A 26085-nucleotide genomic window follows, 5' to 3' on the forward strand; every position below is an offset into this window, starting at 1 on the left:
GCACGAGCTCGGGCGCTGCACGCGCTCGGGCGGTCCACGAGCCCTGGCGGTGCGCGAGCCATAGCCGTAACGGCTGTCGGCCGCGGCGCCGGTCCGGCGGGGCCGTGCCCTGCGGCCGCTACCGGTCCCGTGTCTTGCGCAGAAGGCGGTCCATCGCCATCGAGAGCTCCGCGTCCACGACGCTCTTCGCCAGCGGACGCAGCCGGTCCGCACCACCCTCCGCGGTGTGGGCGCTCAGCATCCCGACGAAGAGTTCGGCCAGCGCGTCCGCGTGGGTGCGGACCCGGCTGCCCGCGTCCAGGACCACGGCGAGCGGTACGCCTTCCCGTACGAGTGCCGCCGAGACGTCCAGCAGGCGGCGGCTGATGTGGACGATCTCGTCGCCGTCCGTCGCCAGATAGCCGAGGTCCAGCGCGGCGGCCAGGTTCTCGGGAGTGACCTCGCCCTCGAAGTAGTCGGCGAGCTCTTCCGGGCTGAGCCTGACCGGCGTCTCCTCGGTGGGTTCGCCGAGGCCGAGCACCTCGCCGACGTCGCGTCCGCTCTCGAAGGCGGTGGCGAGATCCGCGATGCCGTTGAGCGTGTGGCCGCGTTCCAGCAGCGCGGCGATCGTACGGAGCCGGGCCAGATGATGCTCGTCGTACCAGGCGATACGGCCCTCGCGGCGGGGTGGCGGAATCAGTCCGCGCTCGCGGTAGAAGCGCACCGTGCGCACCGTGATGCCTGCCTCCTTGGCCAGCTCCTGCATGCGGTACTCGCGCCCTGCTCGTCCTTCTGCCACGTCGGCCAGCCTATGTTGTACCGGCAGTAACTCACCCGGCCGGACCCCTACCGCTGGGTATGGTGCTGCTCTACTCTCCAAACTGTGCCAGTGATCGCTGGCATGGTTGTGACGTTCAGCGGGAGGCGGCGGCATGGGCCAGCGCGAGCACGTACGAGTGGCGGTGATCGGATCCGGGTTCGGCGGCCTGGGGGCCGCGGTCCGGCTGCGCCGCGAAGGGATCACCGACTTCGTCGTCCTGGAGCGGGCGGACTCGGTCGGCGGGACCTGGCGGGACAACAGCTATCCCGGGTGCGCCTGCGACGTGCCCTCGCATCTCTACTCGTTCTCCTTCGCGCCCAACCCCGACTGGCCGCGCACCTTCTCCGGGCAGCAGCACATCCGCGCCTATCTGGAGCATGTCGCGGACACCTTCCGGCTCCGCTCCCACATCCGCCTCAACCACGAAGTGCTGATGATGCACTGGGACAAGGACGAGCTGCGCTGGGAGATCGAGACCTCGAAGGGGACGCTGACCGCCGATGTCGTGGTCTCCGCGACCGGGCCGCTGTCGGACCCGAAGATTCCGGAGATTCCGGGGCTCGCCGACTTCCCCGGCAAGGTCTTCCACTCCTCCCGCTGGGACCACGACTACGACCTGCGCGGCAAGCGCGTCGCGATGATCGGAACCGGTGCGTCGGCGATCCAGATCGTGCCGTCGATCCAGCCGGAGGCCGCAAAGCTGACGCTGTTTCAGCGGACCCCGCCATGGGTGCTGCCGCGCATGGACCGCGCGATCACCGGTGCCGAGCGATGGCTGCACCGCCGGCTGCCGTTCACCGGCGCCGCGCGCCGCGGGCTGCTCTGGGGGATCAGGGAGCTGCAGGTCAGCGCGTTCACCAAGCGGCCGAACGAGCTCGGTCTCATCGAGTCGATCGCCAAGCGCAACATGGGCCGCTCGATCAAGGACCCGGTGCTGCGGGCCAGGCTCACGCCCTCGTACCGCATCGGCTGCAAGCGGATCCTGCTGTCGAGCGAGTACTACCCGGCCCTCGCGCAGCCGAATGTGGATGTGGTGGCCTCCGGGCTGGCGGAAGTACGCGGGTCGACGCTGGTGGCGGCCGACGGCACCGAGACCGAGGCCGACGCGATCATCTTCGGTACGGGCTTCCGTGTGACGGACATGCCGATCGCCGAGCGTGTGGTGGGCGCCGACGGGATCACGCTCGCCGAGGCGTGGAAGGACGGGATGGAGTCACTGCGCGGCGCCACCGCGGCGGGCTTCCCCAACTGGATGACGATCATCGGCCCGAACACCGGGCTCGGGAACTCCTCCATGATCCTGATGATCGAGTCGCAGCTGAACTATCTGGCCGACTACATGCGGCAGTTGAACGTTCTGGGCGGGCGCGCGGCGCTCGCGGCCCGGCCGTCCGCCGTGCACACCTGGAACCGGCGGGTGCAGGAGCGGATGGAGCGGACCGTGTGGAAGTCCGGCGGCTGCAACAGCTGGTATCTGGACGCCAACGGCCGTAACACCACGCTCTGGCCGGGGACGACCGGAGAGTTCCGGCGGGCGACGCGTGAGGTGGACCTCGCGGAGTACGAGGTCGTCCGGGTGTCCGCGAAGGGCGCCGAGCCGGCAGTGGACGCCGAGTCTGCCGTCGAAGGTGTGGAGTCCGCGGAGTCCGCGGAGGCCGTGCGATGAGCCGGCTGCTGCGGCGCACGGACGCTCGTCCCGTCGCCGATCGCGAACTGACCGCCGTCTCCGCCGACGGGTCGCAGCTCCATGTCGAGGTGCACGGTCCCGAGGGCGCGCCCATCGTGGTGCTCGCCCACGGCTGGACCTGCTCGACGCACTTCTGGGCCGCGCAGATACGGGACTTGGCGGCCGATCACCGGGTGGTCGTCTACGACCAGCGCGGTCACGGCCGTACGCCGACCGCCGCGGTCGGTACGGATCTGCTCGCCGACGACCTGGAAGCGGTACTCGGAGCGGCACTGGCTCCGGGGGAGAAGGCTGTGCTGGCCGGGCACTCCATGGGCGGGATGACGCTGATGGCCGCGTCGGGCCGGGCCGCCTTCACGGAGCACGCGGCCGCTGTCCTGCTGTGCAGCACGGGCAGCGCGAGGCTGGTCGAGGACTCGCTGGTGCTGCCGCTGCGCGCGGGCCGTACCCGGACCCGGCTCACCCGGATGATCCTCGGGGCGCGCGCCCCGCTCGGCCCGGTGACACCGCTCTCGAAGCGCATTCTCAAGTACGGGACGATGGGCCCCGGTTCGGCGCCGGAGCGGGTGGCGGAGTGCGCGCGTATCGTGCACGCTTGTCCGCGGGCGGCCCGGGTGGCCTGGGCGCATGTGCTCGCCGAGCTCGATCTCGACGCGGGCGTACGGGAGTTGAGGGTGCCGACAGTGGTGGTGTCCGGCACGGCCGACCGGCTCACGCCGATGGTGCACGCGCGGCGGCTGGCCGCCGCGCTGCCCGAGTGCGTGGAACTCGTGGAGCTCGCCGGGATGGGACATATGACACCGGTGGAGGCGCCGGAGGTCGTCACCGCGAAGATCCGCGAGCTGGCCGGTACATACGTGAACGCGAACGCCAACGGGGACGGGAGCGCGACCGTGAACGCGAAGGCGACCGTGAAGCAGAATGCCAAGGAGGAGGAGGCCGCATGAGCAGGACCAGCCTGGAGGGACAGGTCGCGGTCGTCACGGGCGCGGCGCGGGGTGTGGGTGAGCTGCTGGCCCGCAAGCTCTCCGCGCGCGGCGCGAAGGTGGCGCTGGTGGGGCTGGAGCCCGATGTGCTGAAGGAGGTCTCGGAGCGGCTGCACACCGAGAGCGACCACTGGTACGCGGACGTCACCGACCACGAGGCGATGGCCCGGGTCGCCGAGGAGGTCAAGGCGCGCTTCGGCAAGGTCGACATCGTCGTCGCGAACGCGGGTGTCGCGTCCGGCGGCCCGTTCGTCGACTCGGACCCGGTCGCGTGGCGGCGGGTGATCGAGGTCAATCTGATCGGGAGCGCGGTCACGGGCCGGGCGTTCCTGCCGGTGCTGGTGGAGAGCCGCGGCTACTTCCTGCAGATCGCGTCGCTGGCGGCGATCACGCCGGCGCCGATGATGACGGCGTACTGCGCGTCGAAGTCGGGCGTCGAGGCGTTCGCGCACAGCCTGCGCGCGGAGGTCGGGTACAAGGGTGTGCGGGTCGGAGTCGGCTATCTGTCCTGGACGGACACGGACATGGTGCGCGGCGCGGACCAGGACGAGGTGATGCGGGAGCTGCGGCAGCGGCTGCCGTGGCCCTCGAACAAGACGTATCCGCTCGGCCCGGCGGTGGACCGGATCGTGGCCGGGATCGAACGACGGTCCTCGCATGTGTACGCGCAGTGGTGGCTGCGGGGAATGCAGTCGGTGCGGGGTTACCTGCCGTCGCTGATCGGGGCGGTGGGGCAGCGGGAGATGCGGCGCTTCGAGCCTCGGCTGGGGGGCGTCGGGAAGGGGCTCGTGGGGGCGGGCGGGGCGGCGGACGAGGAGGCCCGTACGCAGCGTCATTGATCGAAATGCGAGGTATGTTCTTGCGTGCCACGCTGGTCGAGGCCCAGGGGGCGTAACAGCCCCCGACCCCCCTCACACCCTTCTAGGAGTGAATCTTCATGGGCATGAAGGACCAGTTCAAGGACAAGGCCTCGAAGCTCGAAGAGCAGGCGAAGCAGACGAAGCGGCAGGCGAAGCGACAGACGAGCGGTGCGAAGGACCAGGCGCCGGAGCGGGGTTCGCAGCCGCAGCGTGGTACTCAGCCGCAGCGGGGTTCGCAGCCGCAGCGTGGTTCGCAGCCGCGGGAGGAATCCTCGGAGCGGATTTCGCGTGGCCGGGACCAGGACATGACCGGTAAGGCCATGCAGGACGCCGAGGACAAGTTCCACCAGGACTACGACATCTGACGCGAGCGCTTTCGCTGTGCCGCGTGGATGAGGGGCGCATCCGTGACGACGGGTGCGCCCCTTCCGCGTACGCGGCGCAGTTGCGGTGAACGGCACGTACCCCAAGGCTCAACGCTCCCTCACACCCCCCGCGGCGGGAGCTTCGGGCGGCGCAGGTCCGGGACGTTCTCGTAGCCGGGAGGCTCCGCCGGGGGGTGTGTCTTCAGCAGGTCCAGGCAGAGGCCGATCGCGTCGTCCATCTGGGCATGGCGGCCCTCCGCCCAGTCCAGTGGAGTGCGCAGCGCGTCCAGGTCCGGCTCCACGCCGTGGTTCTCGATCGACCAGTCGTACTCGTTGAACCAGGCCGCGTTCATCGGGACCGTGATCACCGTGCCGTCCACCAGGCGGTGGCGGCCCGTCATGCCGACCACCCCGCCCCAGGTCCGGCTGCCCACCACCGGGCCCAGGCCCAGGAGTTTGAACGCCGCTGTGATCATGTCGCCGTCCGAGGACGTCGCCTCGTCCGCCAGCGCGACGATCGGACCGCGCGGCGCGTTGGAGGCGTACGAGACGGGCTGGGCGTTGCGCGTCAGGTCCCAGCCCACGATCTTCCTGGTCAGCTTCTCCACCACCAGTTCGCTGATGTGGCCGCCGGCATTGCCCCGTACATCCACGATCAGTGCCGGCCGGGACACCTCGAGGCGCAGATCGCGGTTGAACTGCGCCCAGCCCGAGCCGCCCATGTCCGGGATATGCAGGTAGCCGCATTTGCCGCCGCTCAACTCCCGTACGACCTCACGGCGTTTGGCCACCCAGTCCTGGTATCGCAGCGGCCGCTCGTCCACCAGCGGGATCACCGCCACCCGGCGCGAAGGACCCTCGCCCTCCGGCGGCTGGAAGGTCAGCTCGACCGTCGTGCCGCCCGCCGCCGCGAGCATCGGGTACGGACCGGCCACCGGATCCACCCGACGGCCGTCGACATGCGTGAGGATCGCGCCCTCGCGGATACCCGTACCGGCCAGCGGCGAGCGCGCCTTGGAGTCCGACGATTCGCCCGGCAGGATCCGGGCGAGGATCCAACTCCCGTCCCGGCAGACCAGATTCACGCCCAGCAGACCTATCGGCCGCTGGTAGTGCGACGGCCCCTCGTTCCGCCGGGCCGGTGTGACGTACGCATGGGACGTGCCCAGCTCGCCGAGCACCTCGCGCAGCAGATCCGCGAACTCGTCGGGCGAGGCGACCCGTTCGACCAGCGGACGGTACTGCTCCAGCACCGCGTCCCAGTCGATGCCGCACATCCCCGGCTCCCAGAAGTACGCGCGGATGATGCGGCCCGCCTCGCCGTACGCCTGGCGCCATTCGGACGGCGGATCGACATCGTGCAGGATCCGGCGCAGATCCAGATAGACCGTCGAGTCGCTGTCGCCCGGCTCCGTGGCCGGGACGGCCCGCAGCTCACTTTCGTCCACGACCACCAGCCTGCTGCCGTCGCCGCTCACCGCGAACCAGTCGAGATGGCCGACCAGTTCGGTCTTGCGGGCCTTGGTGATGTCGAAGTGCTCGAGCGTGGGACGTCCGGAGGTGTCCGCCGGATTGGCGAAGGTCTCGCCGAGCGCGCCCGAGATCGGCCAGCGCAGCCAGACAAGTCCGCCACCGCTGACCGGATGGAGCGCGGAGTACTTGGAGGCCGTCACGGGGAAGGGCGTCACCCGGCTCTCCAGGCCCTCGATCTCGACCGTCACCGCCATGCCGTCCTCGGCCTCGGAGTCGACCAGCGGGTCGAGTCCGCCGGCCGCGGGCCGTCCGTCCGGCGAGAGCGCGAACGGCGACGGTGTCGCGGAGGACAGCGGTACGAGATAGGGGCGGCAGCCCAGCGGGAAGGACAGGTCCCCGGTGTGCACGTCGTACACCGGGTCGAAGCCCCGCCAGGAGAGGAAGGCGAGATAGCGGCCGTCCCTGGTGAAGACCGGATTCTCGTCCTCGAAGCGGCCGTTGGTGACGTCGACGATCGTACGGTCGGTGATCCGGGCCATCTTGATCTGCCGCAGCGAGCGGCCGATGCCCGGGTGCGACCAGGTCAGCCACGCACCGTCCGGTGAGAACGACAGGTCCCGCACCGGCCCGTTGGTGGAGTGGATCAGCTCCGTCACCGCTCCGCCCCCGGAGCTCTCGGCCGAGGAGGTGTCCCCGGAGCCTTCGGCCGTGGAGGTGCCCCCGGACTCCTCCGTGGCGTCGATCAGCAGCAGCCGCCCGTCGTGCGAGGCGATCGCGATCCGCTCACCGAGGGGGTCCGACACCAGCTCATGGACGCGGCCCAACTCGCCGGAGGCCAGCCGCCGCGGCTCCCGGCCCCCGCTCGCCCGTGGCAGATACGCGATCTCGATGGCGTCGGCACCGTCGGCGTCCGTGACATAGGCGACCTGGCCCGCGCTTCCGAGCATCTCCGGCATCCGTACCCGTACGCCTGGGGTGTCCGCGATCGTGCGGGCGGGACCGTCGCGGTGCGTGAGCCAGTACAGGCTGCCGCGTACGTTGACGGCGCTGGCCCGTCCCGTCTCGTCGACCGAGATCGCGTCGGCGTGGCTGGCGGCCGGCACCTGGTAGCTGCGGCGTCCGGCGCGCGGGCCGCCGAGCCGTACCTCCAGCTTGCGCGGCACCGCGCCCGGATCCGTCAGATCGTCGGCGATCCACAGTTCGCCCGCGCACTGGTAGACGACCCTGCGACCGTCGCTCGAGGCGTGCCGCGCATAGAAGGCGTCATGGTCGGTGTGGCGCAGGAGATCGGTTCCGTCGGGCAGGCAGGAGTAGAGATTGCCGACGCCTTCGTGGTCGGAGAGGAAAGCGATCCGCCCCGAGACGAACATCGGACAGTCCAGATGGCCGTTGAGGTCGGCGAGCAGCCGCTTGCCGTGCAGCCACAGTCGGCCCGTCGCTCCGCCCCGGTACCGCTTCCAGGCGGCCGGTTCGTGCGGCGGCTTGCCGGTGAGGAGCAGCGAGCGGTGCTCTTCCTCGATGTCCGCGACCTGGAGGTCGGCGACCGGGCCCCAGGGCAGCCGTCGGCCGGGGGAGCCGTCGGTGGCCACCTTGTAGGCCCAGGAGAAGTAGGAGAAGGGCTGGCTGTGCGAGGAGACGGCCAGGATGTTGCCGTCCGGGTCCCAGCCGCAGACCCGCGTGTCGGTGGAGCCCCAGTAGGTCAGCCGGCTGGCCGGTCCGCCGGCGACCGGTGCGAGATGGATCTCCGGGTCGAGGCTGCGCCAGGTCGTGTACGCGATATGGCGGCCGTCCGGGGAGAAGCGCGGATGACCGACTCTGGTCCGGTCGACGGTGAGCCGCCAGGCCCGTTCCGGCCGGTGCCCTTCCGGCACCAGGGGCGCGACCCAGAGATCGTCCTCGGCGGCGAAGCACAGCAAGTCGTCGTGCAGATGCGGGAAACGGAGATACGCGACGTCGTCACTCACCCTTCAATGCTTTCCGTGCCGGGTGGGTGCGGCAACTTGTGGGAGGGGGTGAATCCTCTTCGGAATCGTGACCGACACCACATGCGAAACGATTTCGTTTCGCTGAGGGGCTGGACTATCGTCGAGCTGTACGAAACCGTTTCGTTCGCATGCGGCAGGAGGTCGGCCATGACGCGCACCCGGCTCACGCCTGAGCGCGAGGCGGAGCTGTACGAAGCCGTCCTCGACCTGTTGCGCGAAGTCGGCTACGACGCCCTGACGATGGACGCCGTCGCCGCCAGGACCCGGTCCAGCAAGGCCACGCTCTACCGCCAGTGGCGCAGCAAGCCGGAGCTGGTGGCCAGGGCGCTGCGGCACAACAAGCCGGTGAGCGTCGCCGATATCGACACCGGCACCCTGCGTGGTGACTTCCAGGCGGTGCTCGACCGCACCGACGACTGTCAGATGGAGAAGGACTCCGCGCTGATGCGGGGTCTGGCCCAGGCCATCCATGGAAACCCCGATCTCCACCAGGCCCTGCGGGAACTGCTGATCGAGCCCGAGATCACCGGACTCGACACGCTGTTGCGGCGGGCCGTGGAAAGGGGCGAGGTCAGGGTGGACAACCCCGCACTCGACTTCGTCCCGCACATGCTGGTCGGCGCTTTCGTCGCCCGGCAGCTGATCGAGGACCGGACCCCCGACCGGACCTTCCTCACCGACTACCTCGACGCCGTGTTCTTCCCCGCCCTCGGCGTCTGACCCACAGACCTCCCCGCACCACCGGCTCCACCCTCCCTGCACCACCAGTTCCACCTTCCTGACGCGCGCCGCTCTCGTCGTCGGGCCGGCTCCCCATGCCCTGTTCACACCACTCAACGGGAGTACGCCCTCGTGGCCACGTTTCTCTACAAACTCGGGCGGTCAGCCTTCCGGCGCCGCCGCCTCGTCGCCCTGTTGTGGGTGGCGCTGCTGGCACTCGCCGGGGTCGCCGCGGCCTCCGCGTCCACCGCCACCTCCTCGTCCTTCTCCATACCGGGCACGGAGGCGCAGAAGGCCTTCGACCTGCTGGAAAAGCGCTTCCCCGGGGCCAGCCCCGACGGCGCGACCGCCCGGGTCGTCTTCCAGGCGCCCGACGGCCGGAAGATGACCGAGCCGGCCAACAAGGCCGAGGTGAACAAGGCGGTCGCGGAGCTGAAGTCCGGCTCCGGCCAGATCGCCTCCGTCACCGACCCGTACAGCGTCAAGGCGGTCTCCAAGGACGGCAGGACGGCGTACGTGTCGGTCTCGTACAAGGTCAGCTCGATGGAGCTGACCAAGGAGACCCGTAAGGCGCTCGAGGAGACCGGCACCGAGGCGCGTGACGCCGGGCTGACGGTGGAGATCGGCGGCGACGCGCTGCAGACCGTCCCGGAGAACGGGGCCGGCGAGATCATCGGCGTCGGCATCGCCGCGGTGGTGCTCGTGATCACCTTCGGCTCGCTGGTAGCCGCCGGACTTCCGCTGCTCACCGCGATCATCGGCGTCGGTATCGGCATCTCCACGATCACCGCGCTGGCGAACGTTCTGGACCTGGGCTCCACCACCTCCACGCTGGCGACGATGATCGGCCTCGCGGTCGGCATCGACTACGCGCTCTTCATCGTCTCCCGCTACCGCGCCGAGCTGGCCGAGGGCCGCGAACGCGAGGAGGCGGCAGGCAGGGCCGTCGGCACCGCCGGCTCCGCGGTCGTCTTCGCGGGCCTGACCGTGGTCATCGCGCTCGTCGGCCTCGCCGTCGTCAATATCCCGATGCTCACCAAGATGGGCTTCGCCGCGGCCGGCACGGTCGTGATCGCGGTCCTCATCGCGCTCACCCTCATCCCGGCGCTGCTCGGCTTCGCGGGCAAGCAGGTACTCGGCCGCAAGGCGCGCAAGGGCCGGCCGGCCGGCGACAAGCCGAACATGGGCACCCGCTGGGCGCGCTTCGTGATCCGTCGGCCGGTCGCCGTGCTGCTGGTCGGTGTCGTGGGCCTCGGTGCCATGGCCGTACCCGCCGCGTCGCTGGAGATGGGTCTGCCGGACGACGGTGCGCAGCCGGTCAGCACCACCCAGCGCAAGGCGTACGACCTGCTGTCCGACGGCTTCGGCCCCGGCTTCAACGGTCCGCTGCTGGTGGTCGTCGACGGCGACAAGGCCGCGGCCGACCGTACGGTCAAGGAGATCGAGGGCCTCGACGGCGTCGTGGCCGTCACCCCGCCGGCGTTCAACAAGGCCGGCGACACCGCGATGGTCACGGTCGTACCGAAGGACCGGCCGTCCTCGGTCGAGACCGAGGACCTCGTCCACTCCATCCGGGCCGGCAGCGGCGACGATGTGCTGGTCACCGGCGCCACCGCGATGAACATCGACTTCTCGCAGAAGATGAACGACGCGCTGGTGCCCTATCTCGCGCTCGTCGTCGGTCTCGCCTTCCTGCTGCTGATGGTGGTCTTCCGCTCGGTGCTGGTACCGCTGAAGGCGGCGCTCGGCTTCCTGCTCTCCGTCGTCGCGGCGCTGGGCGCGGTCGTCGCCGTCTTCCAGTGGGGCTGGCTCGGCTCGCTCTTCGGCGTCGAGCAGACCGGCCCGATCATGTCGATGATGCCGATCTTCATGGTGGGCGTCGTCTTCGGTCTCGCCATGGACTACGAGGTCTTCCTGGTCACGCGGATGCGTGAGGCGTACGTCCACGGGGAGCGGCCCGGCGAGGCGATCGTCACCGGCTTCAAGTACGGGGCCCGGGTGGTCACCGCCGCCGCGGTGATCATGATGGCGGTCTTCTCGGGCTTCATCGGCTCCAGCGAGCAGATGGTGAAGATGATCGGCTTCGGTCTCGCGATCGCGGTCCTCTTCGACGCCTTTGTGGTCCGGATGGCGATCGTGCCCGCGGTGCTCGCGCTGCTCGGCCACAAGGCGTGGTGGCTGCCGCGCTGGCTGGACCGGGTGCTGCCCAATGTGGACGTGGAGGGCGAGAAGCTGCACAAGGAGCTCGCCGACAGTCCCGAGGACCCGGACGAGGAGCGCGCGTTGGCGCGCGTCTGATCAGGCTCTCTCAGAGAGCGCAAAACTCCGGGGGCGCCGCTTGAGCGGAGCGTGCGTCCCCGGCAGCGCGTCGGCACCGTGGGGACGGGGGCCGCCGCGGAACCCGGTGGCCGTGCCCGTCATGCTGTGGTGGCGGGTGCGGCCACCGCGTATATGTGCCGCAGGAAGCGGATCAGCGACGTGGTGTCGAACTGCACCACCGCTACTCCATCCGGGGTATGGAACTCCACTATCGTCTGGACCCGGCCGCAGGGCCAGACCTCGATGTCGCCGAGGCGGGCGGGTGAGCGGAGCCCCGTCTCCAGCAGTGCCCGGGGGAAGGTCCAGTCGCGGCCGCTGGGGAAGGCGAAAGACACCGCCTCCGGGTTCTCCGCCGGGTCGTAGCGCAGTGCGACGCGCACGGAGCGGAACTGGGGAGCATCGGTGACGATTCGGGCTCGTGCATGATCTTCGACGGCTAGGGTCATTGGCCGGCTCCTCACACTCGCCCGATATGCCCTCTAATGTCCCATATTTTGGGCCGAGGGCGCCAGTTCATTTGTGACAGACCCGCTCTTGCAACTGATGTGCAATAGGGCACTATCATTGAACAGTTATTCATCTGTCCGAAGCGGAGTCCTCCATGCATGTCCCCGACGGATTCATCAACGCACCTGTGTCGTTGGCCGCCGGAGTCGTTGCCGCCGGTGCCGTCGCCGTCAGCCTGCGCGGCGCCCGCCGTGAGCTGGACGAGCGCACCGCGCCGCTGGCCGGCCTGGTCGCCGCCTTCATCTTCGCCGTACAGATGCTGAACTTCCCCGTCGCGGCCGGCACCAGCGGACATCTGCTCGGCGGCGCGCTCGCCGCCATCCTGGTCGGTCCGTACACGGGTGTGCTCTGCATATCCGTCGTCCTGCTGATGCAGGGCATCCTCTTCGCGGACGGCGGCCTCACCGCGCTCGGCGTGAACATCACCGTCATGGGTGTGGTCACGGTCGTCGTCGCCTACGCGCTCTTCCGCGGCCTGGTCAAGGTGCTGCCGCGGAAGCGCCGCTCGCTCACCGTCGCCTCCTTCGCCGCCGCGCTGATCTCCGTACCGGCCGCGGCCTGCGTCTTCACCGCGATCTACGCGATCGGCGGTACCACCGACGTCCCCGTCGGCAAGGTGCTGACCGCGATGGTCGGCGTTCATGCCCTGATCGGCACCGGCGAGGCCGTGATCACCATGCTGACGGTCGGCGCCGTCATCGCCGTACGCCCGGACCTGGTGTACGGAGCCCGGGGCCTGGCCGCTCCGCTGAAGCTGCGCGTCGGCGGCGAGCTGGTCGACGTCCCCGCCGCCCGGCCGGTCCCGGTCGCCGCCCGGTCGACGCGCGCGGTCTGGGCGACCGGCCTGGTCACCGCCCTCGTCCTCGCGGGCTTTGTCTCCTTCTACGCCTCCGCCAGCCCCGACGGCCTGGAGAAGGTCGCCGCCGACAAGGGCATCGACAAGAACGTCGAGGAGCACGCCGCCAAGGACTCCCCGCTCGCCGACTACGGCGTCAAGGACATCGCCGACGCCCGGATCTCGGGCGGCCTCGCGGGCGTGATCGGCGTCTGCGTCACGGTCGTCGCGGGCACCGGCATCTTCTGGTCCGTGCGCCGCCGCCACACGACGGACGCCGCGCCCACCCACGTACCGGAATCGGTCTGACATGGGCGCGGGCCACGCCCACAAGCTCTACCGGCACGGGCACTCCCCGGTCCACGACCTGCCTCCGCACTGCAAGCTCGCCGCCGTCTTCTGCTTCGTGCTGGTGGTGGTCTCCACGCCGCGCGAGGCGGTCTGGGCCTTCGGGCTGTACGCGCTGCTGCTCGCCGCGGTCGCGGCCCTGGCGCGCATCCCCGCCGGATTTCTGCTGCGCCGGCTGCTCATCGAGATCCCGTTCGTGGCCTTCGCGGTCCTCATGCCGTTCGTGGTCCCGGGCGAGCAGGTGTCCGTACTCGGCATCTCGCTGAGCGTCCCCGGCCTGTGGGGCGCCTGGAACGTCCTCGCCAAGGGCACGCTCGGCGTCGCCGCCTCCGTGATCCTGGCCTCGACGACCGAGCTGCGCTCCCTGCTGCTCGGCCTGCAGCGGCTCAAGCTGCCGCCGATGCTGGTCCAGATCGCGTCCTTCATGATCCGTTACGGCGATGTCATCACCGACGAGATGCGCCGCATGTCGATCGCGCGCAGGTCACGCGGGTTCGAGGCGCGCGGCGTGCGCCACTGGGGCGTCCTCGGCAAGTCCGCGGGCGCGCTCTTCATCCGCTCCTACGAGCGTGGCGAGCGGGTCCATCTGGCGATGGTGAGCCGGGGATACGCCGGGACCATGCCGGTCATCGACGAGGTGACCGCGACCCGTGCGCAGTGGACCGGTGCCGCCGCACTCCCGCTGACCGCCCTCGCGGTCTGTCTGCTTGGCTGGACCCTATGACCGCGCCCTTGTCGTCCGCGTCCTCCGCGTCCTCCACGCCGTCCGCGTCGTCCTTGTCCTTGGAAGTCTCCGGCCTCGCCTACGCCTACCCCGACGGCCACCAGGCCCTGTTCGGCGTCGACCTCGCGGTCGGACGCGGCGAGCGCGTCGCCCTGCTCGGCCCCAATGGCGCGGGCAAGACCACGCTCGTGCTGCATCTCAACGGCATCCTGGCGGGCGGGGTGGGTTCGGTGTCGGTCGCGGGCCTGCCGGTCGCCAAGGCGAACCTCGCCGAGATCCGCCGCCGGGTCGGCATCGTCTTCCAGGACCCGGACGACCAGCTGTTCATGCCGACGGTCCGCGAGGACGTGGCCTTCGGCCCGGCGGCGGCGGGTATGCGCGGTGCGGAGCTGGAGGCCCGGGTCGTCTCGGCCCTGACGCAGGTCGGCATGGCCCCGTTCGCGGACCGGCCGCCGCACCATCTCTCCTTCGGCCAGCGCCGCCGTGTCGCGGTCGCCACGGTGCTGGCGATGGAGCCGGAGATCCTGGTCCTCGACGAGCCCTCGTCCAACCTCGACCCGGCCTCGCGCCGCGAACTGGCCGACATCCTGCGGTCGTTGGACGTCACCGTACTGATGGTCACGCACGACCTTCCGTACGCGCTGGAACTCTGCCCGCGTTCGGTGATCCTCAGCGAAGGCGTGATCGTGGCGGACGGACGTACGCAGGACCTGCTGGGCGACGAGGAGCTGATGCGGGCGCACCGCCTGGAGCTCCCGTTCGGTTTCGACCCGAAGTCCGTGACAATGGGCTCGTGAACGAGGAAACGAGCGGAACGGCGGCGGCATCGCTGCTCCTTGACGACCAGCTGTGCTTCGCGCTGTACGCGGCCCAGCGCGCGGTGACAGCCGTCTATCGACCGCTCCTCGACGAACTGGGCCTGACCTACCCGCAGTACCTGACGATGCTGGTGTTGTGGGAGCGGGGGGAGATCCCGGTCAAGGAGCTCGGCGCCGCGCTGCGGCTCGACTACGGCACTCTCTCGCCGCTGCTCAAGCGGCTGGAGGCGGCGGGTCTGGTGCGGCGTGAGCGCTCGGCCGCCGACGAGCGTTCGGTACGGCTGGTGGTCACCGACCAGGGCGAGGCGCTGCGTTCACGCGCCGAGCGGGTGCCGGCCCGGCTGCTGCTGAGCACCGGTCTCGAGGCGCCGGAGATCGCGCGGTTGCGCGGTGAACTGCACGAGCTGACACGGCGGGTCGCGGTGGCGACGAATTCGGCTACCCCCGAGTAATACCGCTTCAATTCCCTTCGATACATTGTGCGCGATGTACTTATCGCTTTGCCATCAACTCGGGGACGCACAGTGAGCGACCGCGCCGACACCCGGCCGACAAAGATCATGTACGTCGCGGAGGCCACCGCGCACGGCGGCCGCGACGGCTATGTGACCAGCCATGACGGGCAGCTCGAGCTGAGCGTCGCGATGCCGCGGGCGCTCGGCGGCGACGGTCAGGGCACCAATCCGGAGCAGCTCTTCGCGGCCGGTTACAGCTCCTGTTTCCACAACGCACTCGTCCTGGTCGGCCGCAGGGCGGGCGTGGACCTGACCGGCTCCACGGTCGCCGCGAAGGTGGGGATCGGCCCCAACGAGGCACAGGGGTACGGGCTCGCGGTCGCGCTCAATGTCTCGCTGCCGCTGGTCGACCAGGAGCTTGCCGCAGACCTGGTGACGGCGGCGCACCAGGTCTGCCCGTACTCCAACGCGACCCGCGGCAACATCGACGTCTCGATCATGCTGAGCTGACCCTGCCCGGTCCGTGCTGAGCCGACCGGTCCGTGCTGAGCCGACCCGCGAGTCGAGTGGTCCGGACCACCCTGCACCATGGGGGGATGAGCGGCAGCGGGAGAGCAGGCGCGGTGGACGTCCGGGGCACGGTGGCGGAAGGCTTCGAGCCGGTTCACGACGCCTTCATACGCAACTTCGAGCAGCGCGGCGAGCGCGGCGCGGCCGTCGCCGTCTACCGCGACGGGCGCAAGGTCGTCGATCTGTGGGCGGGCAGCCGCGACGTGGACGGTCAAGCCCCGTGGGCCGTGGACACCGCACAGGTCGTCCGCTCCGCCACCAAGGGCGTCGCGGCGGCCGTGGTGCTCCTGCTCCACCAGCGCGGCCAGATCGACCTGGACGCCCCGGTCGGCACGTACTGGCCGGAGTTCAAGGCCGCCGGCAAGGAGCGCGTGGTCGTACGCCAGCTCCTCTCGCACCGCGCCGGGCTGCCGGTCCTCGACCGCCCGCTCACCCCGGCCGAGGCCGCGGACGGCGCGAGCGGCCCGGCCGCGCTCGCCGCACAGCGCCCCGCCTGGGAGCCCGGCACGGACCACGGCTACCACGCGCAGACCTACAGCTGGCTGCTCGGCGAACTGGTGCGCCGGGTCACCGGCAGGACCATCGGCCGCTGGGTCGCCGAGGAGATCGCTCGCCCGCTCGGCCTGGACTTCTGGATCGGGCTGCCGCAGGAGGAGGCCCACCGGGTCGGCCGGATCGGCGCCGTCGACGAGCCGCCCACGGCGGACGGCGGCGGCCTCAAGCTGCGCCCCAAGCGCGCGGTCTCCGAGGCCTACGCCAACCCCGAGTCGCTCAGCCGCCGCGCCTTCGGAGTGATCGACCCGCTTCCGGACGAGAACGACCCGCTGTACCGCGCTGCCGAACTCCCCGCCTCCAACGGCATATCCACCGCCCGCGCGCTCGCCCGCTTCTACGCGGCGACGATCGGTGTGGTCGACGGCGGACCGCGGCTCTTCGCGCCGGCCACCGTGACCCTCGCCCGCACCGAGGAGTCCGTCGGCCCGGACCGCGTTCTGGTCGTGGCCACCCGCTTCGGCCTCGGCTTCATGCTGCACGGCCCGGCCTGCCCCCTGCTCGGCCCCAGCTCCTTCGGCCACCCGGGGCGCGGTGGCTCGCTCGGCTTCGCCGACCCGGAGTCGGGCATTGCGCTCGGCTATGTAACCAACGGCATGCGCAAGGGAGTTACGGCCGATCCGCGGGCCCAGGCGCTGATCAGGGCGGTACGTTCAGCGCTATGAGCAGCGCTATGACACGTTTCGAGGGATACGGCGTACTGATCACGGGCGCGGCGCGCGGTATCGGTGAGGCGACCGCCCGTCGGCTCGCCTCCGAAGGCGCCCGCGTCCTGGTCACCGATATGGACGCGGAACACGCCGCGAAGACGGCCGGGTCCATCCCCGGGGCCGACTCCTTCGGCTGCGACGTGGGCGACCGTACGGCGGTCGAGGCGGCCGTCGCGTACGCCGTCGAACGCTTCGGCACCCTCGACGTCCTGGTCAACAACGCGTTCTCGTGCAGCCCCGACACCCCGCTCATTGAGGACCAGTCGGACGAGTCCTGGCACCGGGACCTGGACACCAGCCTGACCGGCGCCTTCCGGTGCGCCCGCGCCGCACTGCCCCATCTCGCCGCCGCGGGCGGCCGGGGCGCGATCGTCAACATCGGCTCCGTCAACAGCGAGCAGGACTTCGGCAACCACGCCTACAGCGCGGCCAAGGCGGGCCTCGCCTCACTGACCCGCACCCTGGCCGGCGACGCTGCCCCGCGCGGCGTACGCGTCAACCAGGTCAACCCGGGCACGGTCCGTACGCCCTCCTGGTCGGGCCGCGAGGCGAGCCTTGACGCGCTGAGCCACATCTACCCGCTGGGACGGGTCGGAGAGCCGGAGGACATCGCGGCGGCGGTGGCGTTCCTGGCCTCGCGCGACGCGGCCTGGATCACGGGTACGACGCTGCGGGTGGACGGCGGACTGCTCGCGGTGAACACGTCGTTCGGGCAGATCATCGCGCGGGAGTGAGCCGGTGGCCCCCCGAGCCGGTCCCTCGGCCGGATCCCTGGGGCCTGTCCGGCGGATCATGTGACCGTCGCGGCTTCGGGTCGTTGGCATGAGCATGGGGCGTGGAGATTCAACGCATGGGGAGTGGGCCCGGCTGAAGCCGCATCTGCCGAAGTCTGGGCGGCGCGGTGGCCGTTGGGCGGAACAATCACCGTCGCAGCGATCCGCTTATGGCTCCGACCATGATCCTCCGGGCAGACCCTAGCCCTTCGAGTCCGGCTTCCAGTCCTGGACGAGGAGACCGAGCAGCACCTCGTCCAGGAACTCGCCCATCACCCAGGCCGAGGAGCGCAGTACGCCCTCGCGGACGAAGCCGTTGCGCTCGGCGGAGCGCAGCATCGCGGCGTTGTCCGACAGCGTCTCGATCTGCAGCCGCTGCAGGCCGCGCACGACGAAACCGTAGTGGCACAGCACCGCGACCACGTCGCTGCCGTAGCCCTTGCCGCGAGAGGACGGCAGCAGCCCCAGCCCGATGTGCGCGGACCGATTGTGGTTGTCGATGTCCCACAGCACCGCGGTGCCGACCAGTGTGCCGCCGTCCAACTCCACCACGGAGAACGGGACGTGCCCCTGCTCCTTGTCGTCCACCACCAGCCGCGCGTCCTTCGAGCCGGGCGTGATCGGCCGCCACGGCCGGCCTTCGGCCCGCGAGGAGTTGACCACGTCGTCGTAGAGCTCAGCCCGCAGGATCGGGATGTCGTCCTCGTGCCGGGCCCTGAGCCCGACCTTGCTGCCGCTTAGCATGCAAGCTTCCTATCCGACCGGGCTCGCCGACGGCAAACCAATAAGGGCAACTGCATTGGCACCCCCAGGCCCCCATGGCCTGGGGGCGCGTCGCGGGCCCGCAAGGATCCGCCGGACAGGCCCGGGGCCTGTCCGGCGGATCGGATGCTGCCGGACAGGCCCCGGGCCCGGAAGGACTCAGCGCTTGAGCATGAAGGTGAAGTCGCCGGAGAGCTTGCCGCTCAGGCGCACGGAGGATACGAGATTCCCCTCGGCGATCAGTCTCTCGACCTCGGCTCGCGAAAGGCCGAAACCTTCCGCGATCAGTCGCACCGGCCGCACAGGAATCCGCGCCGCGAAACCGACCGAGACCTCGATCGCCTCGCCCTCCGGCTGATGCGGCTGATCCGGCCCGCCGCTGTCGAGGCGCCAGGCGTTGTCCCAGTCGAGGGCGATGCGATTGCGGCGCCGCACGACCGGGTCCTGGAGCAGCTCGGCCGCCAGGCCAGGGTCGTTGTTGTGCAGCAGGTCCAGGAGCTCAGGTCGTACGGAACGGACGTTCATCCGTTCCAGGACAGTGAGCTTGGTGGTGTCCCCGCACCCAGTGCACAGCGCGAGGAGCCAGGCGTCGAGGAGCTTGTGGTTCGCGTTGACGCGGAATTTGCCGTTCGCCCGGAAGCGCTCGGAGGCGCACCTGTGGCAACGGCGGAGAACGATTGGCAGGCAGGTGGGCACGACCACCCAGTTTTTGGACACAGAAATACACCGGTTCCAGTGAGAGGACCGCAGCGAAAAGGAGCGCGGCGCACATGTGCGACGCGCGACGGATCAGCGCTCGGGGGGTCTCACTTGGTGTACAACGGCACGTCCTTGACCGGATGGCTACGGGCGGGAGCACGCTAACGGCACACAGAAGTGCGGTTCCACTGATTTTCCGGGCGGGTGGCGATGCCTCGCGGCGGGCGCCCGCACCACCCTCGACCGACCGGGCAGGTCCTAGGCCTGGCCCGCGGCGACGCAGAACTCATTGCCCTCCGGATCGGCCATCACGATGTGGTGCCCGTCGACCTCCTCCCGGACCGTCCCGCCCGCCTTCACCAGCCGTTCGGACTCGGCCCGGATCCTGGCCCACCGCTCCTCGGGACTGCCGTGGCCCGGCACCCGGATGTCGATATGGAGCCGGTTCTTCGCCGTCTTCGGCTCGGGGACCTTGAGGATGGAGAGCCGGGGGCCGACGCCGTCGGGATCGCACAGCCACGCCCCGTCGCCCTCGGAGTCGTCCTCCGGCAGGTCGAACTGCGCGAGCCACTCCTCGCGGGTCTTGAACGGAGCGGGCGGGGGCTCGTCCACATACCCCAGCGCCAGCTTCCAGAACTCCGCGAGCAGCTGCGCGTCCGTGCAGTCGAGGGTCAAATCGATTCTGGCTGCCATGACCGGACCGTACTGCCCGCCTATGACAATCGGGGTGCCGCGCGGCGCTGCCCGGCCGCCAGCACGAAGGTGACGGTGATCAGCAGCGCCCATGCCCCGAACTTCGCCACGGACACCGGCTGCCAGCCGCTCAGCTGGTCCGGATAGCTCCAGGCGCCCGCGTACGTCGCGATGTTCTCCGCGACCCAGAGGAAGAACCCGATGAGAACGAACGACAGAGCGAGCGGCATACGGTGCTCCTGCGACCCCACCCGGTAGTGCACCCAGGTCCCTGCGGTCGCCAACAGCAGCGTCGCGGCCAGTGCCCAGCGGAGGTCGGGCAGCCAGTGATGGCTGAAGAAGTTCAGATAGACGGCACCGGCGAGCACCGCCATGATCCGGGGCCGGTAGCCGTCCAGGCGCAGTTCGAACAAGTGCCAGGCCCGGCAGACGTAACTGCCCACGGCCGCATAGAGAAAGCCGCCGTACAGCGGCACACCCGCGACCTTCGTCAGCGCCTCCTCCGGATAACTCCAGGACCCCATCCGCACCTTGACCAGTTCGAAGAGCAGCCCGATGAGATGGCAGCCGGTGATCACAGCCGTGTCGCGTGCACTGTCCCAACCGAGCTTCCTGGCCGCCACCGCGAGCAGGATCCCGTAGATCAGCACGAGGTCGTAGCGCGCGATGGGCAGTGCGGGCAGTAGGCCCGAGACGGCGATGCCGCCGACGAGCGCGATGGCGAAGGCACAGCAACGGGCCTGCAACAGGCCGAAGCGGAGCAGCTGACGTATTCGGTGCCTGATCATCCCCATGCCGGGTGGGACGCCCGCGGCATCCCTCGCGGTTCAGCCGGCCCGCAGCATCAGGCCGATGCCCACCACCATCAGTCCCGCCGCCGTGATCCTCGGCGCACCGAACCGTTCCTTTCGTGGTGTACCCGGCCATGCCCATGCTGACCAGATGCGCGCGCAACCGGAACGCGACGGAGACCTGCCCGCGTTCCGGTTGCTCCTCCGTCCGCACCGACGTGGATCGGTCGGAGCAGGGTCAGCCGTTCTTCACCTTGGCGCAGATGGCGTAGACGGTCAGGTCGACGGGGGTGGCGGCGTCAAGCACGGCACCCACCCAACCGCGACCGTTCGCAGCGGGGTAACTGCTCCGGAGAACGACGGAATCGAGGCTGTTCACCCGGACGCCACCACCGAAGACCTTCCATCCGGACGGGCACAGGACGGTGTGCTCTTCACCGCTGGGCGACTCCGGGAAGTCCTTCTGGACGATCTTGTACTTCAAGCCGCCGCCCTGAGCGTCATCCCCGCCCGACTGTGCGTGGGCCGTGAGGCTCGTGCCCATCAGGGCCGCCGCCGTCAGTGCACAGACGCCGAATATGCGCGCTATACGCATGTATTCCTCCACTAGCTGCTGATGATCCGATTTGGATCATTTGTCACCCTAGCTGCGTGTGCACGTACCTGCTGAGTCGTCGTAGTACGAACGGAGCAACCCACGCAGGAGCGGGCAACCGAGGAACGAACCGCTTGCGCAGCCCCCCCTCACGGCTGACCCACTCGCGGGAAACCGAGCCGGCGCACCCGTGCGGTCAACACCAGCAGCTTCGACGACTACGGCATGCCCGAAGGCGTCAACTACGGAGGGGACACCTCCAAGAGCGGCGACGAGACCTGTACTCGCCCTGAGCACACGCCTCGTGAGGCGGCGGAGCGGCTTGGCGGATGTCCTGGCCGGTTGGGGATCGAGCATGATCGGGGGACCGTACGACTACGACTACGGCTACTCGGGGAGGCTCGCAGGTTCCCGGAGTGAGCTCACCGACGAGCACCAGCTACAGCGAATCAACTGCAAGTTGGTCGACGACGACCGGGACCTCGAGCCCCAGCTCGCGCAGAGCCTCGGCGAAACGAGCGTGCGCGTCGGTGTGGTGACTGCTCATGGCCCGCACGCCAGCGGTGGTTGTGCGGGCCATGCGAGCTGCTTTTCCGGTCGTCCGGCGGATCAGCCGGCCTGTTCTCTTGCCGTCCGGCGGATCAGCGGGCCTGCAGCACCGAGGCGACCACCGGGCCTGCCGCGTCGCCTCCGTGCCCGCCGGACTGCACGACCGCGGCCGCCGCCAGATCGTCGGCGTACCCGGTGAACCAGCTGTTGGACTTGCCCTGACCGTCGACCTCCGCCGAGCCGGTCTTGGCGCCCTTGTCGCCACGGACCCCGGCCATCGCGGCCTGGCCCGTGCCGTACTGCGCGGTGGCTCTCATCATCTCGCGCAGGGCACTCGCGATGGAGCCGGGCAGCGGCTGCGCGGTGGCCAGTTCACGGTGGTCGAGGGACTGCGGGACGATCACCGGCTGGTGGAAGCCGCCGCTCTTCGCGGTGGCGGTGATGGACGCCATGTTGAGCGCGTTCATCGTGACCTTGCCCTGTCCGATGTACGAGGCCGCGGTCTCCGCACCCGCCGACTCGGGCACATTGCCGTCGACGGTGACGATGCCCGTCTGCCAGTCGAGGCCGATGCCGAAGTACTTGCGTGCGGTCTCGCCCAGCGCGGTACCGGCGATGTTCTTCTCGGTGAGCGGCTTGACGGCCTTGATGAAGGCGGTGTTGCAGGAGCGGCGGAAGCTGTCCTTGAGAGTGCCGTTCTTGATCTCGAACTTCTTGAGATTCTCGAACGGCACGCCCTCCCACGAAACGGTCGGCGGACACTCCACCTTGGCGCCGGGGCCCTGGACGATTCCGTTGTCCATCAACATCGTCGAGGTCACGATCTTCATCGTGGAGCCGGGCGCCTGCGCGCCCTGCACCGCCGCGTTGAAGCCGCTCGCCGGGTTGTTGGCGATCGCCCGGATCTCACCCGTACTCGGCTTCACCGCGACGACCGAAGCCTGCGCGTACTTCTTCACCGCCTGCTCGGCGGCCGCCTGCACATCCGCGTCCAAGGTGGTGGTCAGCTTGCCCTCTTTGCCCTTGGTCAGGGTCAGCAGGGTCTGGTCGGGCGTGGAGGCGTTCGCGGACGAGATGACCAGCTCCACGCCGGCGGTGCCGCCCGCGTCCTCGCCGTACTTCTTGCGCAGGCTGTCCAGGACGGGCCCGAGCGACGGGTACTTCTCCTTCGTCAGCTCCCGGCCACGGCTGTCGACGGCCTTGATCGGCGGGGCCGAGGCCTGGGCCGTCTTGAGACTGGTGCCCTTCGTCAGCTTCGGGTGAACCACAGTCGGCGCCCAGTCGACGAGCGGCCTGCCGGTGGTCTGCCCCCGCACCACGGTCAGCTCGGAGGCGTACGACCAGGGCTTGCTCTGCCCTTCGAACGTCACCGTCGCCTTGACGGTGAACGGCACCTTCGCGCCGACCGGTGTACCGGGGGTGATCACGGCGGCGGAGACACGGGCCTGATCGCGGTACCCGGCGAGCAGCGGTTCGGCTTCGGCGGAGTTGTTGGTCAACTGCGCCGCTTCCGGCGCGTTGCCCCCGGCCCACGCGGCCAGGAAGTCCTTGGCGGTCTCGCTGATCTCGTCCGCGCTGGGCGGCCCGGTCTTCCTCGGCGCCGACGCGGTCTTGGCGTCGGTCCCGCCATTGCCGCCACTGCCGGTCAGCCCGCTGTACAGGTTGTAGCCGCCGTAGCCCACGCCACCGGCGACCACCAGAAACACGCCGCCGACGATGGCGACTTTCGCTCCACTGCGCATTGCTGCGGTCCCCTCCCCCAGGAGCACATCTCCTTGACTGTGCCTATTGGAAAGCGTGTTCAAGGAGATGCATCGCGTGAACTCTACGGGACAGGAGTGACGGGGGCGGTGGCCGTTATCGGACCGCGACGATCGGGCCGGGAACCGCGGGATCAGTCCGGCTTTCGGTGTGCGGGGTCCGGCAGGCGCGGCAGTCTCCTGGTACCGGCGAGCGGAAGACCCGGTCGCAGTCACGCTCCAGCCAGGCTGCGACACCAGGTTCGGTTCGCCGCGGGTCCAGCGCGGCGAGTGCCGGATGCGTGAGGGAACGGCAGCGGTCACCGAGCCGATCGGTCCTGGCCGGCGCGGGGCGCAGCGCCCGCCACGCGCCGGGCAGGGCGATCAGCAGGACGACGGAGAGGGGGGCGAGGAGGACCGCCGTCCAGCCGAGGAACCCGTGCGGCGAGACGTCGCCCAGGGAACCCATCAGAAAGCCTCCGCTCCCGGCCGCGAAGATCACGAACAGGGAGCCGACGCAGGAGGGTATCTCCTGCCTGTGCTGCCGCCGCACCCAGCGCGGGAGTCCGTCCTTGTAGGCGCGGTAGAAGCTGTTGCTCGGCGGGACCTGTACGGCTTCTCGGTTGATGTGGCCGAGCGTGGCCGGGGTGCCGTGCTGCCGTATGGCCTCCAGCAGGCGGGCTGGGACGGGATGCGAGGGCGTCCGCGCCAGGTCCCTGCCGGCTGCGGTCAGCCGCACCACACCTTTGGTGTTGAGCACGATCAGGCCCTTGAGCAGCAGCGCGGCCGCCGCGGGGCGCTCGGCCGTGTGGCCGGTCGCGACGGCGTACGCGTAGTACGGGTCGAGGTCGAAGGCGGCAATCCGCGCGACAGCCCTGCGGTCGCGGACCCGGCGCATCACCCACAGCGCCCCGAGTTCCCCGTAGGGGACCAGGATGACGGCCAACGTGAGCTTGAGAAGGGTGAGTTGATGCACGTCACGAGGTTAGGCGGCGGCCGGTCGCAGGGTCGAGCGATGAGACCTGCGCCATGTGGACGGGCTACATGGGGTGTCGGAGGGCGCGCTGGTATCGGCGACGGTACAAGCGTTGTGCGAGCAGAAGCAGTGGGAACAGGGGCCGCCACGCACCCTTGGGGGCGCGGCTGGTCAAGGAACGCAGGGTCAGGGTGACGTCGCCGTCGGGGGCGTTGGACACGATGAAAGCTTCCTCACCGGACACTGGGTGACCGGGCAGTGTGCCGTAGGCGAAGCCGCATTTGTCAGGGGTGTCGACGACGGCGACGACCCGGACCGGTTCCTGAACAGCCAGCGGTCCCCACCCCGCCGTGATGCTGTATTCGGCCCCCTCGGTGACCCGTTCACCGGCGCCCGCCAGCGGTGTGACGCTGAAGCCGCTACGGCGCTTGATGCCCCAATGCAGGACGGCGTCGGAGGCGGCGCGCCAGTCGCTGTCGCCGTGCCCGATGACCACGGTCCGCTCGTAACGGCGGTAGCCCCGGATCCCGGTCGACCACATGTCGTCGCCGGGACACGTCGCGCCGGGCGGGGCGTAGGTGAGGGTGTCAGCCAACGGCCCACCACGTGCTTGGCGGCGGCCTGCCGGTCTGTCCGAGGGCATTGGGGCTCCTTCCACGGCGGCTGGTGGCTGGTAGATGAGCCTAAGGCCATCTCGGGACGACCGATACGACGACCACCAACGATGACGGCGGGGCCGGCACCAGTGGGTGCCCACCCCGCCGTCATTACCGCTACACCCAGGTGTCCAGCCACATCCGTTCCGCCAGTCCTCCACCGGGATCGGCCTCCCCGTGATCAAGGCGCCCCTGCCTGGAGGCGACCGAGAAGCCGCTGCCGTCGGCTTGCACTCAACTGCCTTGCCGGTCAGGGCAGTCTGGGAGGAATTCGCTCAGGCCGGAGGGGGGCATGTTTCGCGGAGTGGAGTCGTCTGTGAAATTGTCGACGGTGTACCTGTCGCGCACCTCGTCCGTTGCGTTGGCGATCCCGTCGCTCTGGCTGCCGAGGCGCGCTTCCGTCTGGTAGACGCCGTCGCCGGCGTAGGAGTAGACAGCCAGGTCGGGATAGCGGTCGTGGTTGTAGTCGGCGACGGCGATGCCGCGCGTCTCACCAAGGTCGAGGTCGCGGGTGCGCTGGCCGCCGCCCGCAACGGAGAACGGCCCCCACCGAACCTGGGCGACGCGCGGGTCGATCGGATCGTCGCCGCGCCACTTTCCCGTGGCCACCACCACAAGGTCGGTCCACCCGTCCTGGTCGAAATCTGAGACAGCGGCCAGGACGTCGTGCTGATCTTTCCCGGCGCTGCCGACCAGTTGCCTGGCCCCCACTGGTGTGCCGTAACCGGAGTCTTTGCCGAAGGCGATGGTCAGCCGCTTCCCGACATATGACGGATCGGAGACGCGATCGGCGTGCCCGTCGCCGTCCACGTCCACGACGAGATCGTTCGATCGCGTCAGACAGGGCTCGATCGAGGGCTTTCCGGTGGGGCGCGGGGGTGCGGGCGGGTCGATGGCGCACGCGGCGATCGGCAGCAACGCCGCTCCCATGGCCACCGCCACGGCCCCCCGCGTGATCCGGATCCGGACACGCGGGTGCGTGTGGGTCTTCATACGGGTTCAGACGCCGGTGGGTCACGAGCAGTTGCGGTGCACGCTGGTTGGCGAACCGGGGTTCACCGCGATCATTGAGACCTGCGGCTGCACCCCCATGCCCAGTGTGTAGTTCCGTCCGGGAATCTCAAGGTCCCCGACAGGAT

The 26085-nt window shown here is 69.8% G+C and carries 25 protein-coding genes; 13 read left to right on the forward strand and 12 right to left on the reverse strand.

Annotated features, from left to right (window positions below; all coding sequences use genetic code 11):
- Positions 1 to 118: 118 nt before the first annotated feature.
- Entirely contained in the window at positions 119 to 745 is a 627-nt protein-coding gene (locus tag ACFYXH_RS10310) for a MerR family transcriptional regulator (protein ID WP_389561830.1), read from the reverse strand.
- A 166-nt stretch (positions 746 to 911) separates the two neighbouring features.
- Here ACFYXH_RS10310 and ACFYXH_RS10315 point away from each other — a divergent pair, with 166 nt between their 5' ends.
- From ACFYXH_RS10315 to ACFYXH_RS10330, 4 genes are all read left to right on the forward strand, one after another.
- Positions 912 to 2465, forward strand: coding sequence for a flavin-containing monooxygenase (locus ACFYXH_RS10315; RefSeq protein ID WP_389561648.1), 1554 nt, complete (start codon positions 912 to 914; stop codon positions 2463 to 2465).
- Entirely contained in the window at positions 2462 to 3433 is a 972-nt protein-coding gene (locus ACFYXH_RS10320) for an alpha/beta fold hydrolase (RefSeq protein WP_389561649.1), read from the forward strand. Before ACFYXH_RS10315 ends, ACFYXH_RS10320 begins: the two co-directional genes overlap by 4 nt.
- The gene (locus tag ACFYXH_RS10325; protein WP_327324159.1) at positions 3430 to 4311 is read left to right on the forward strand and encodes an SDR family oxidoreductase; all 882 of its coding nucleotides are present in this window, start codon (positions 3430 to 3432) and stop codon (positions 4309 to 4311) included. Before ACFYXH_RS10320 ends, ACFYXH_RS10325 begins: the two co-directional genes overlap by 4 nt.
- A 98-nt stretch (positions 4312 to 4409) precedes the next feature.
- Complete coding sequence (locus ACFYXH_RS10330) at positions 4410 to 4697, forward strand: hypothetical protein (RefSeq protein ID WP_389561650.1); 288 nt, start codon at positions 4410 to 4412, stop codon at positions 4695 to 4697.
- Positions 4698 to 4816: 119 nt separating this feature from the next.
- Here the strand turns inward: ACFYXH_RS10330 and ACFYXH_RS10335 are convergent, their stop codons facing one another.
- Positions 4817 to 8134, reverse strand: coding sequence for a S41 family peptidase (locus ACFYXH_RS10335; protein WP_389561651.1), 3318 nt, complete (start codon positions 8132 to 8134; stop codon positions 4817 to 4819).
- A gap of 168 nt (positions 8135 to 8302) precedes the next feature.
- On the opposite strand from ACFYXH_RS10335, the gene ACFYXH_RS10340 reads away from it, so the two are divergent.
- Entirely contained in the window at positions 8303 to 8875 is a 573-nt protein-coding gene (locus ACFYXH_RS10340; protein WP_389561652.1) for a TetR/AcrR family transcriptional regulator, read from the forward strand.
- 132 nt (positions 8876 to 9007) lie between these two features.
- The gene (locus ACFYXH_RS10345) at positions 9008 to 11173 is read left to right on the forward strand and encodes an MMPL family transporter (RefSeq protein WP_389561653.1); all 2166 of its coding nucleotides are present in this window, start codon (positions 9008 to 9010) and stop codon (positions 11171 to 11173) included.
- 119 nt (positions 11174 to 11292) lie between these two features.
- Here ACFYXH_RS10345 and ACFYXH_RS10350 read toward each other — a convergent pair whose 3' ends face one another.
- Entirely contained in the window at positions 11293 to 11640 is a 348-nt protein-coding gene (locus tag ACFYXH_RS10350; protein ID WP_389561654.1) for an SsgA family sporulation/cell division regulator, read from the reverse strand.
- A gap of 155 nt (positions 11641 to 11795) precedes the next feature.
- Between ACFYXH_RS10350 and ACFYXH_RS10355 the strand changes: the two genes are divergently transcribed.
- The 7 genes from ACFYXH_RS10355 to ACFYXH_RS10385 all read left to right on the forward strand — a co-directional run bounded on the left by ACFYXH_RS10355 (position 11796) and on the right by ACFYXH_RS10385 (position 17447).
- Positions 11796 to 12845, forward strand: coding sequence for an energy-coupling factor ABC transporter permease (locus ACFYXH_RS10355; protein WP_389561655.1), 1050 nt, complete (start codon positions 11796 to 11798; stop codon positions 12843 to 12845).
- 1 nt (position 12846) lies between these two features.
- The gene (cbiQ, locus tag ACFYXH_RS10360; RefSeq protein WP_389561656.1) at positions 12847 to 13608 is read left to right on the forward strand and encodes a cobalt ECF transporter T component CbiQ; all 762 of its coding nucleotides are present in this window, start codon (positions 12847 to 12849) and stop codon (positions 13606 to 13608) included.
- Entirely contained in the window at positions 13605 to 14405 is an 801-nt protein-coding gene (locus tag ACFYXH_RS10365) for an energy-coupling factor ABC transporter ATP-binding protein (RefSeq protein WP_389561657.1), read from the forward strand. The genes cbiQ and ACFYXH_RS10365 overlap by 4 nt, the downstream gene beginning before the upstream one ends.
- Positions 14402 to 14878 carry a MarR family winged helix-turn-helix transcriptional regulator gene (locus ACFYXH_RS10370; protein ID WP_389561658.1) on the forward strand — a complete coding sequence of 159 codons (477 nt, stop codon included), beginning with the start codon at positions 14402 to 14404 and terminating at the stop codon, positions 14876 to 14878. The genes ACFYXH_RS10365 and ACFYXH_RS10370 overlap by 4 nt, the downstream gene beginning before the upstream one ends.
- 108 nt (positions 14879 to 14986) lie before the next feature.
- Positions 14987 to 15391: an organic hydroperoxide resistance protein gene (locus tag ACFYXH_RS10375; protein WP_389561831.1), complete on the forward strand. Its 405-nt coding sequence runs from the start codon at positions 14987 to 14989 to the stop codon at positions 15389 to 15391.
- Positions 15392 to 15477: 86 nt separating this feature from the next.
- On the forward strand, positions 15478 to 16668 hold the full coding sequence (locus tag ACFYXH_RS10380; RefSeq protein WP_389561659.1) for a serine hydrolase domain-containing protein: 1191 nt from the start codon (positions 15478 to 15480) through the stop codon (positions 16666 to 16668).
- A gap of 8 nt (positions 16669 to 16676) precedes the next feature.
- Positions 16677 to 17447, forward strand: a complete 771-nt coding sequence (locus ACFYXH_RS10385) for an SDR family NAD(P)-dependent oxidoreductase (RefSeq protein ID WP_389561832.1) — start codon at positions 16677 to 16679, stop codon at positions 17445 to 17447.
- Between the two features lie 240 nt (positions 17448 to 17687).
- Here the strand turns inward: ACFYXH_RS10385 and ACFYXH_RS10390 are convergent, their stop codons facing one another.
- From ACFYXH_RS10390 to ACFYXH_RS10430, 9 genes are all read right to left on the reverse strand, one after another.
- Positions 17688 to 18230 (reverse strand): GNAT family N-acetyltransferase, encoded by a 543-nt coding sequence (locus tag ACFYXH_RS10390; protein ID WP_389561660.1) that lies wholly within the window; start codon positions 18228 to 18230, stop codon positions 17688 to 17690.
- Positions 18231 to 18407: 177 nt separating this feature from the next.
- Positions 18408 to 18965: a DUF1062 domain-containing protein gene (locus ACFYXH_RS10395; protein ID WP_389561661.1), complete on the reverse strand. Its 558-nt coding sequence runs from the start codon at positions 18963 to 18965 to the stop codon at positions 18408 to 18410.
- A gap of 240 nt (positions 18966 to 19205) precedes the next feature.
- A complete protein-coding gene (locus ACFYXH_RS10400; protein ID WP_389561662.1) occupies positions 19206 to 19640 on the reverse strand; it encodes a VOC family protein in 435 nt (144 codons plus the stop codon).
- A 20-nt stretch (positions 19641 to 19660) separates the two neighbouring features.
- Positions 19661 to 20434 (reverse strand): DUF817 domain-containing protein, encoded by a 774-nt coding sequence (locus ACFYXH_RS10405; RefSeq protein WP_389561663.1) that lies wholly within the window; start codon positions 20432 to 20434, stop codon positions 19661 to 19663.
- Between the two features lie 235 nt (positions 20435 to 20669).
- A complete protein-coding gene (locus tag ACFYXH_RS10410) occupies positions 20670 to 21026 on the reverse strand; it encodes a hypothetical protein (protein ID WP_389561664.1) in 357 nt (118 codons plus the stop codon).
- A 641-nt stretch (positions 21027 to 21667) separates the two neighbouring features.
- The gene (locus tag ACFYXH_RS10415) at positions 21668 to 23317 is read right to left on the reverse strand and encodes a penicillin-binding transpeptidase domain-containing protein (RefSeq protein ID WP_389561665.1); all 1650 of its coding nucleotides are present in this window, start codon (positions 23315 to 23317) and stop codon (positions 21668 to 21670) included.
- Positions 23318 to 23432: 115 nt separating this feature from the next.
- The gene (locus tag ACFYXH_RS10420; RefSeq protein WP_389561666.1) at positions 23433 to 24290 is read right to left on the reverse strand and encodes a hypothetical protein; all 858 of its coding nucleotides are present in this window, start codon (positions 24288 to 24290) and stop codon (positions 23433 to 23435) included.
- 64 nt (positions 24291 to 24354) lie between these two features.
- Positions 24355 to 24885 carry a DUF1990 family protein gene (locus tag ACFYXH_RS10425; protein ID WP_389561667.1) on the reverse strand — a complete coding sequence of 177 codons (531 nt, stop codon included), beginning with the start codon at positions 24883 to 24885 and terminating at the stop codon, positions 24355 to 24357.
- Positions 24886 to 25180: 295 nt separating this feature from the next.
- Positions 25181 to 25888 (reverse strand): FG-GAP repeat domain-containing protein, encoded by a 708-nt coding sequence (locus tag ACFYXH_RS10430; protein ID WP_389561668.1) that lies wholly within the window; start codon positions 25886 to 25888, stop codon positions 25181 to 25183.
- Positions 25889 to 26085 lie beyond the last annotated feature (197 nt).

The organism is Streptomyces sp. NPDC002730, from assembly GCF_042888805.1.
Classification (GTDB): Bacteria; Actinomycetota; Actinomycetes; order Streptomycetales; family Streptomycetaceae; genus Streptomyces.

Excerpts from the sequence above, each read along its gene's own strand:
- ACFYXH_RS10350 (WP_389561654.1), bottom strand. The coding sequence starts at position 11,640 with ATGACCCTAGCCGTCGAAGATCATGCACGAGCCCGAATCGTCACCGAT.
- ACFYXH_RS10365 (WP_389561657.1), top strand. The coding sequence starts at position 13,605 with ATGACCGCGCCCTTGTCGTCCGCGTCCTCCGCGTCCTCCACGCCGTCC.
- ACFYXH_RS10375 (WP_389561831.1), top strand. The coding sequence starts at position 14,987 with ATGTACGTCGCGGAGGCCACCGCGCACGGCGGCCGCGACGGCTATGTG.
- cbiQ (WP_389561656.1), top strand. The coding sequence starts at position 12,847 with ATGGGCGCGGGCCACGCCCACAAGCTCTACCGGCACGGGCACTCCCCG.
- ACFYXH_RS10315 (WP_389561648.1), top strand. The coding sequence starts at position 912 with ATGGGCCAGCGCGAGCACGTACGAGTGGCGGTGATCGGATCCGGGTTC.
- ACFYXH_RS10355 (WP_389561655.1), top strand. The coding sequence starts at position 11,796 with ATGCATGTCCCCGACGGATTCATCAACGCACCTGTGTCGTTGGCCGCC.
- ACFYXH_RS10410 (WP_389561664.1), bottom strand. The coding sequence starts at position 21,026 with ATGCGTATAGCGCGCATATTCGGCGTCTGTGCACTGACGGCGGCGGCC.
- ACFYXH_RS10330 (WP_389561650.1), top strand. The coding sequence starts at position 4,410 with ATGGGCATGAAGGACCAGTTCAAGGACAAGGCCTCGAAGCTCGAAGAG.
- ACFYXH_RS10325 (WP_327324159.1), top strand. The coding sequence starts at position 3,430 with ATGAGCAGGACCAGCCTGGAGGGACAGGTCGCGGTCGTCACGGGCGCG.
- ACFYXH_RS10380 (WP_389561659.1), top strand. The coding sequence starts at position 15,478 with ATGAGCGGCAGCGGGAGAGCAGGCGCGGTGGACGTCCGGGGCACGGTG.
- ACFYXH_RS10385 (WP_389561832.1), top strand. The coding sequence starts at position 16,677 with ATGACACGTTTCGAGGGATACGGCGTACTGATCACGGGCGCGGCGCGC.
- ACFYXH_RS10405 (WP_389561663.1), bottom strand. The coding sequence starts at position 20,434 with ATGGGGATGATCAGGCACCGAATACGTCAGCTGCTCCGCTTCGGCCTG.
- ACFYXH_RS10415 (WP_389561665.1), bottom strand. The coding sequence starts at position 23,317 with ATGCGCAGTGGAGCGAAAGTCGCCATCGTCGGCGGCGTGTTTCTGGTG.
- ACFYXH_RS10390 (WP_389561660.1), bottom strand. The coding sequence starts at position 18,230 with ATGCTAAGCGGCAGCAAGGTCGGGCTCAGGGCCCGGCACGAGGACGAC.
- ACFYXH_RS10400 (WP_389561662.1), bottom strand. The coding sequence starts at position 19,640 with ATGGCAGCCAGAATCGATTTGACCCTCGACTGCACGGACGCGCAGCTG.
- ACFYXH_RS10310 (WP_389561830.1), bottom strand. The coding sequence starts at position 745 with ATGCAGGAGCTGGCCAAGGAGGCAGGCATCACGGTGCGCACGGTGCGC.
- ACFYXH_RS10340 (WP_389561652.1), top strand. The coding sequence starts at position 8,303 with ATGACGCGCACCCGGCTCACGCCTGAGCGCGAGGCGGAGCTGTACGAA.
- ACFYXH_RS10320 (WP_389561649.1), top strand. The coding sequence starts at position 2,462 with ATGAGCCGGCTGCTGCGGCGCACGGACGCTCGTCCCGTCGCCGATCGC.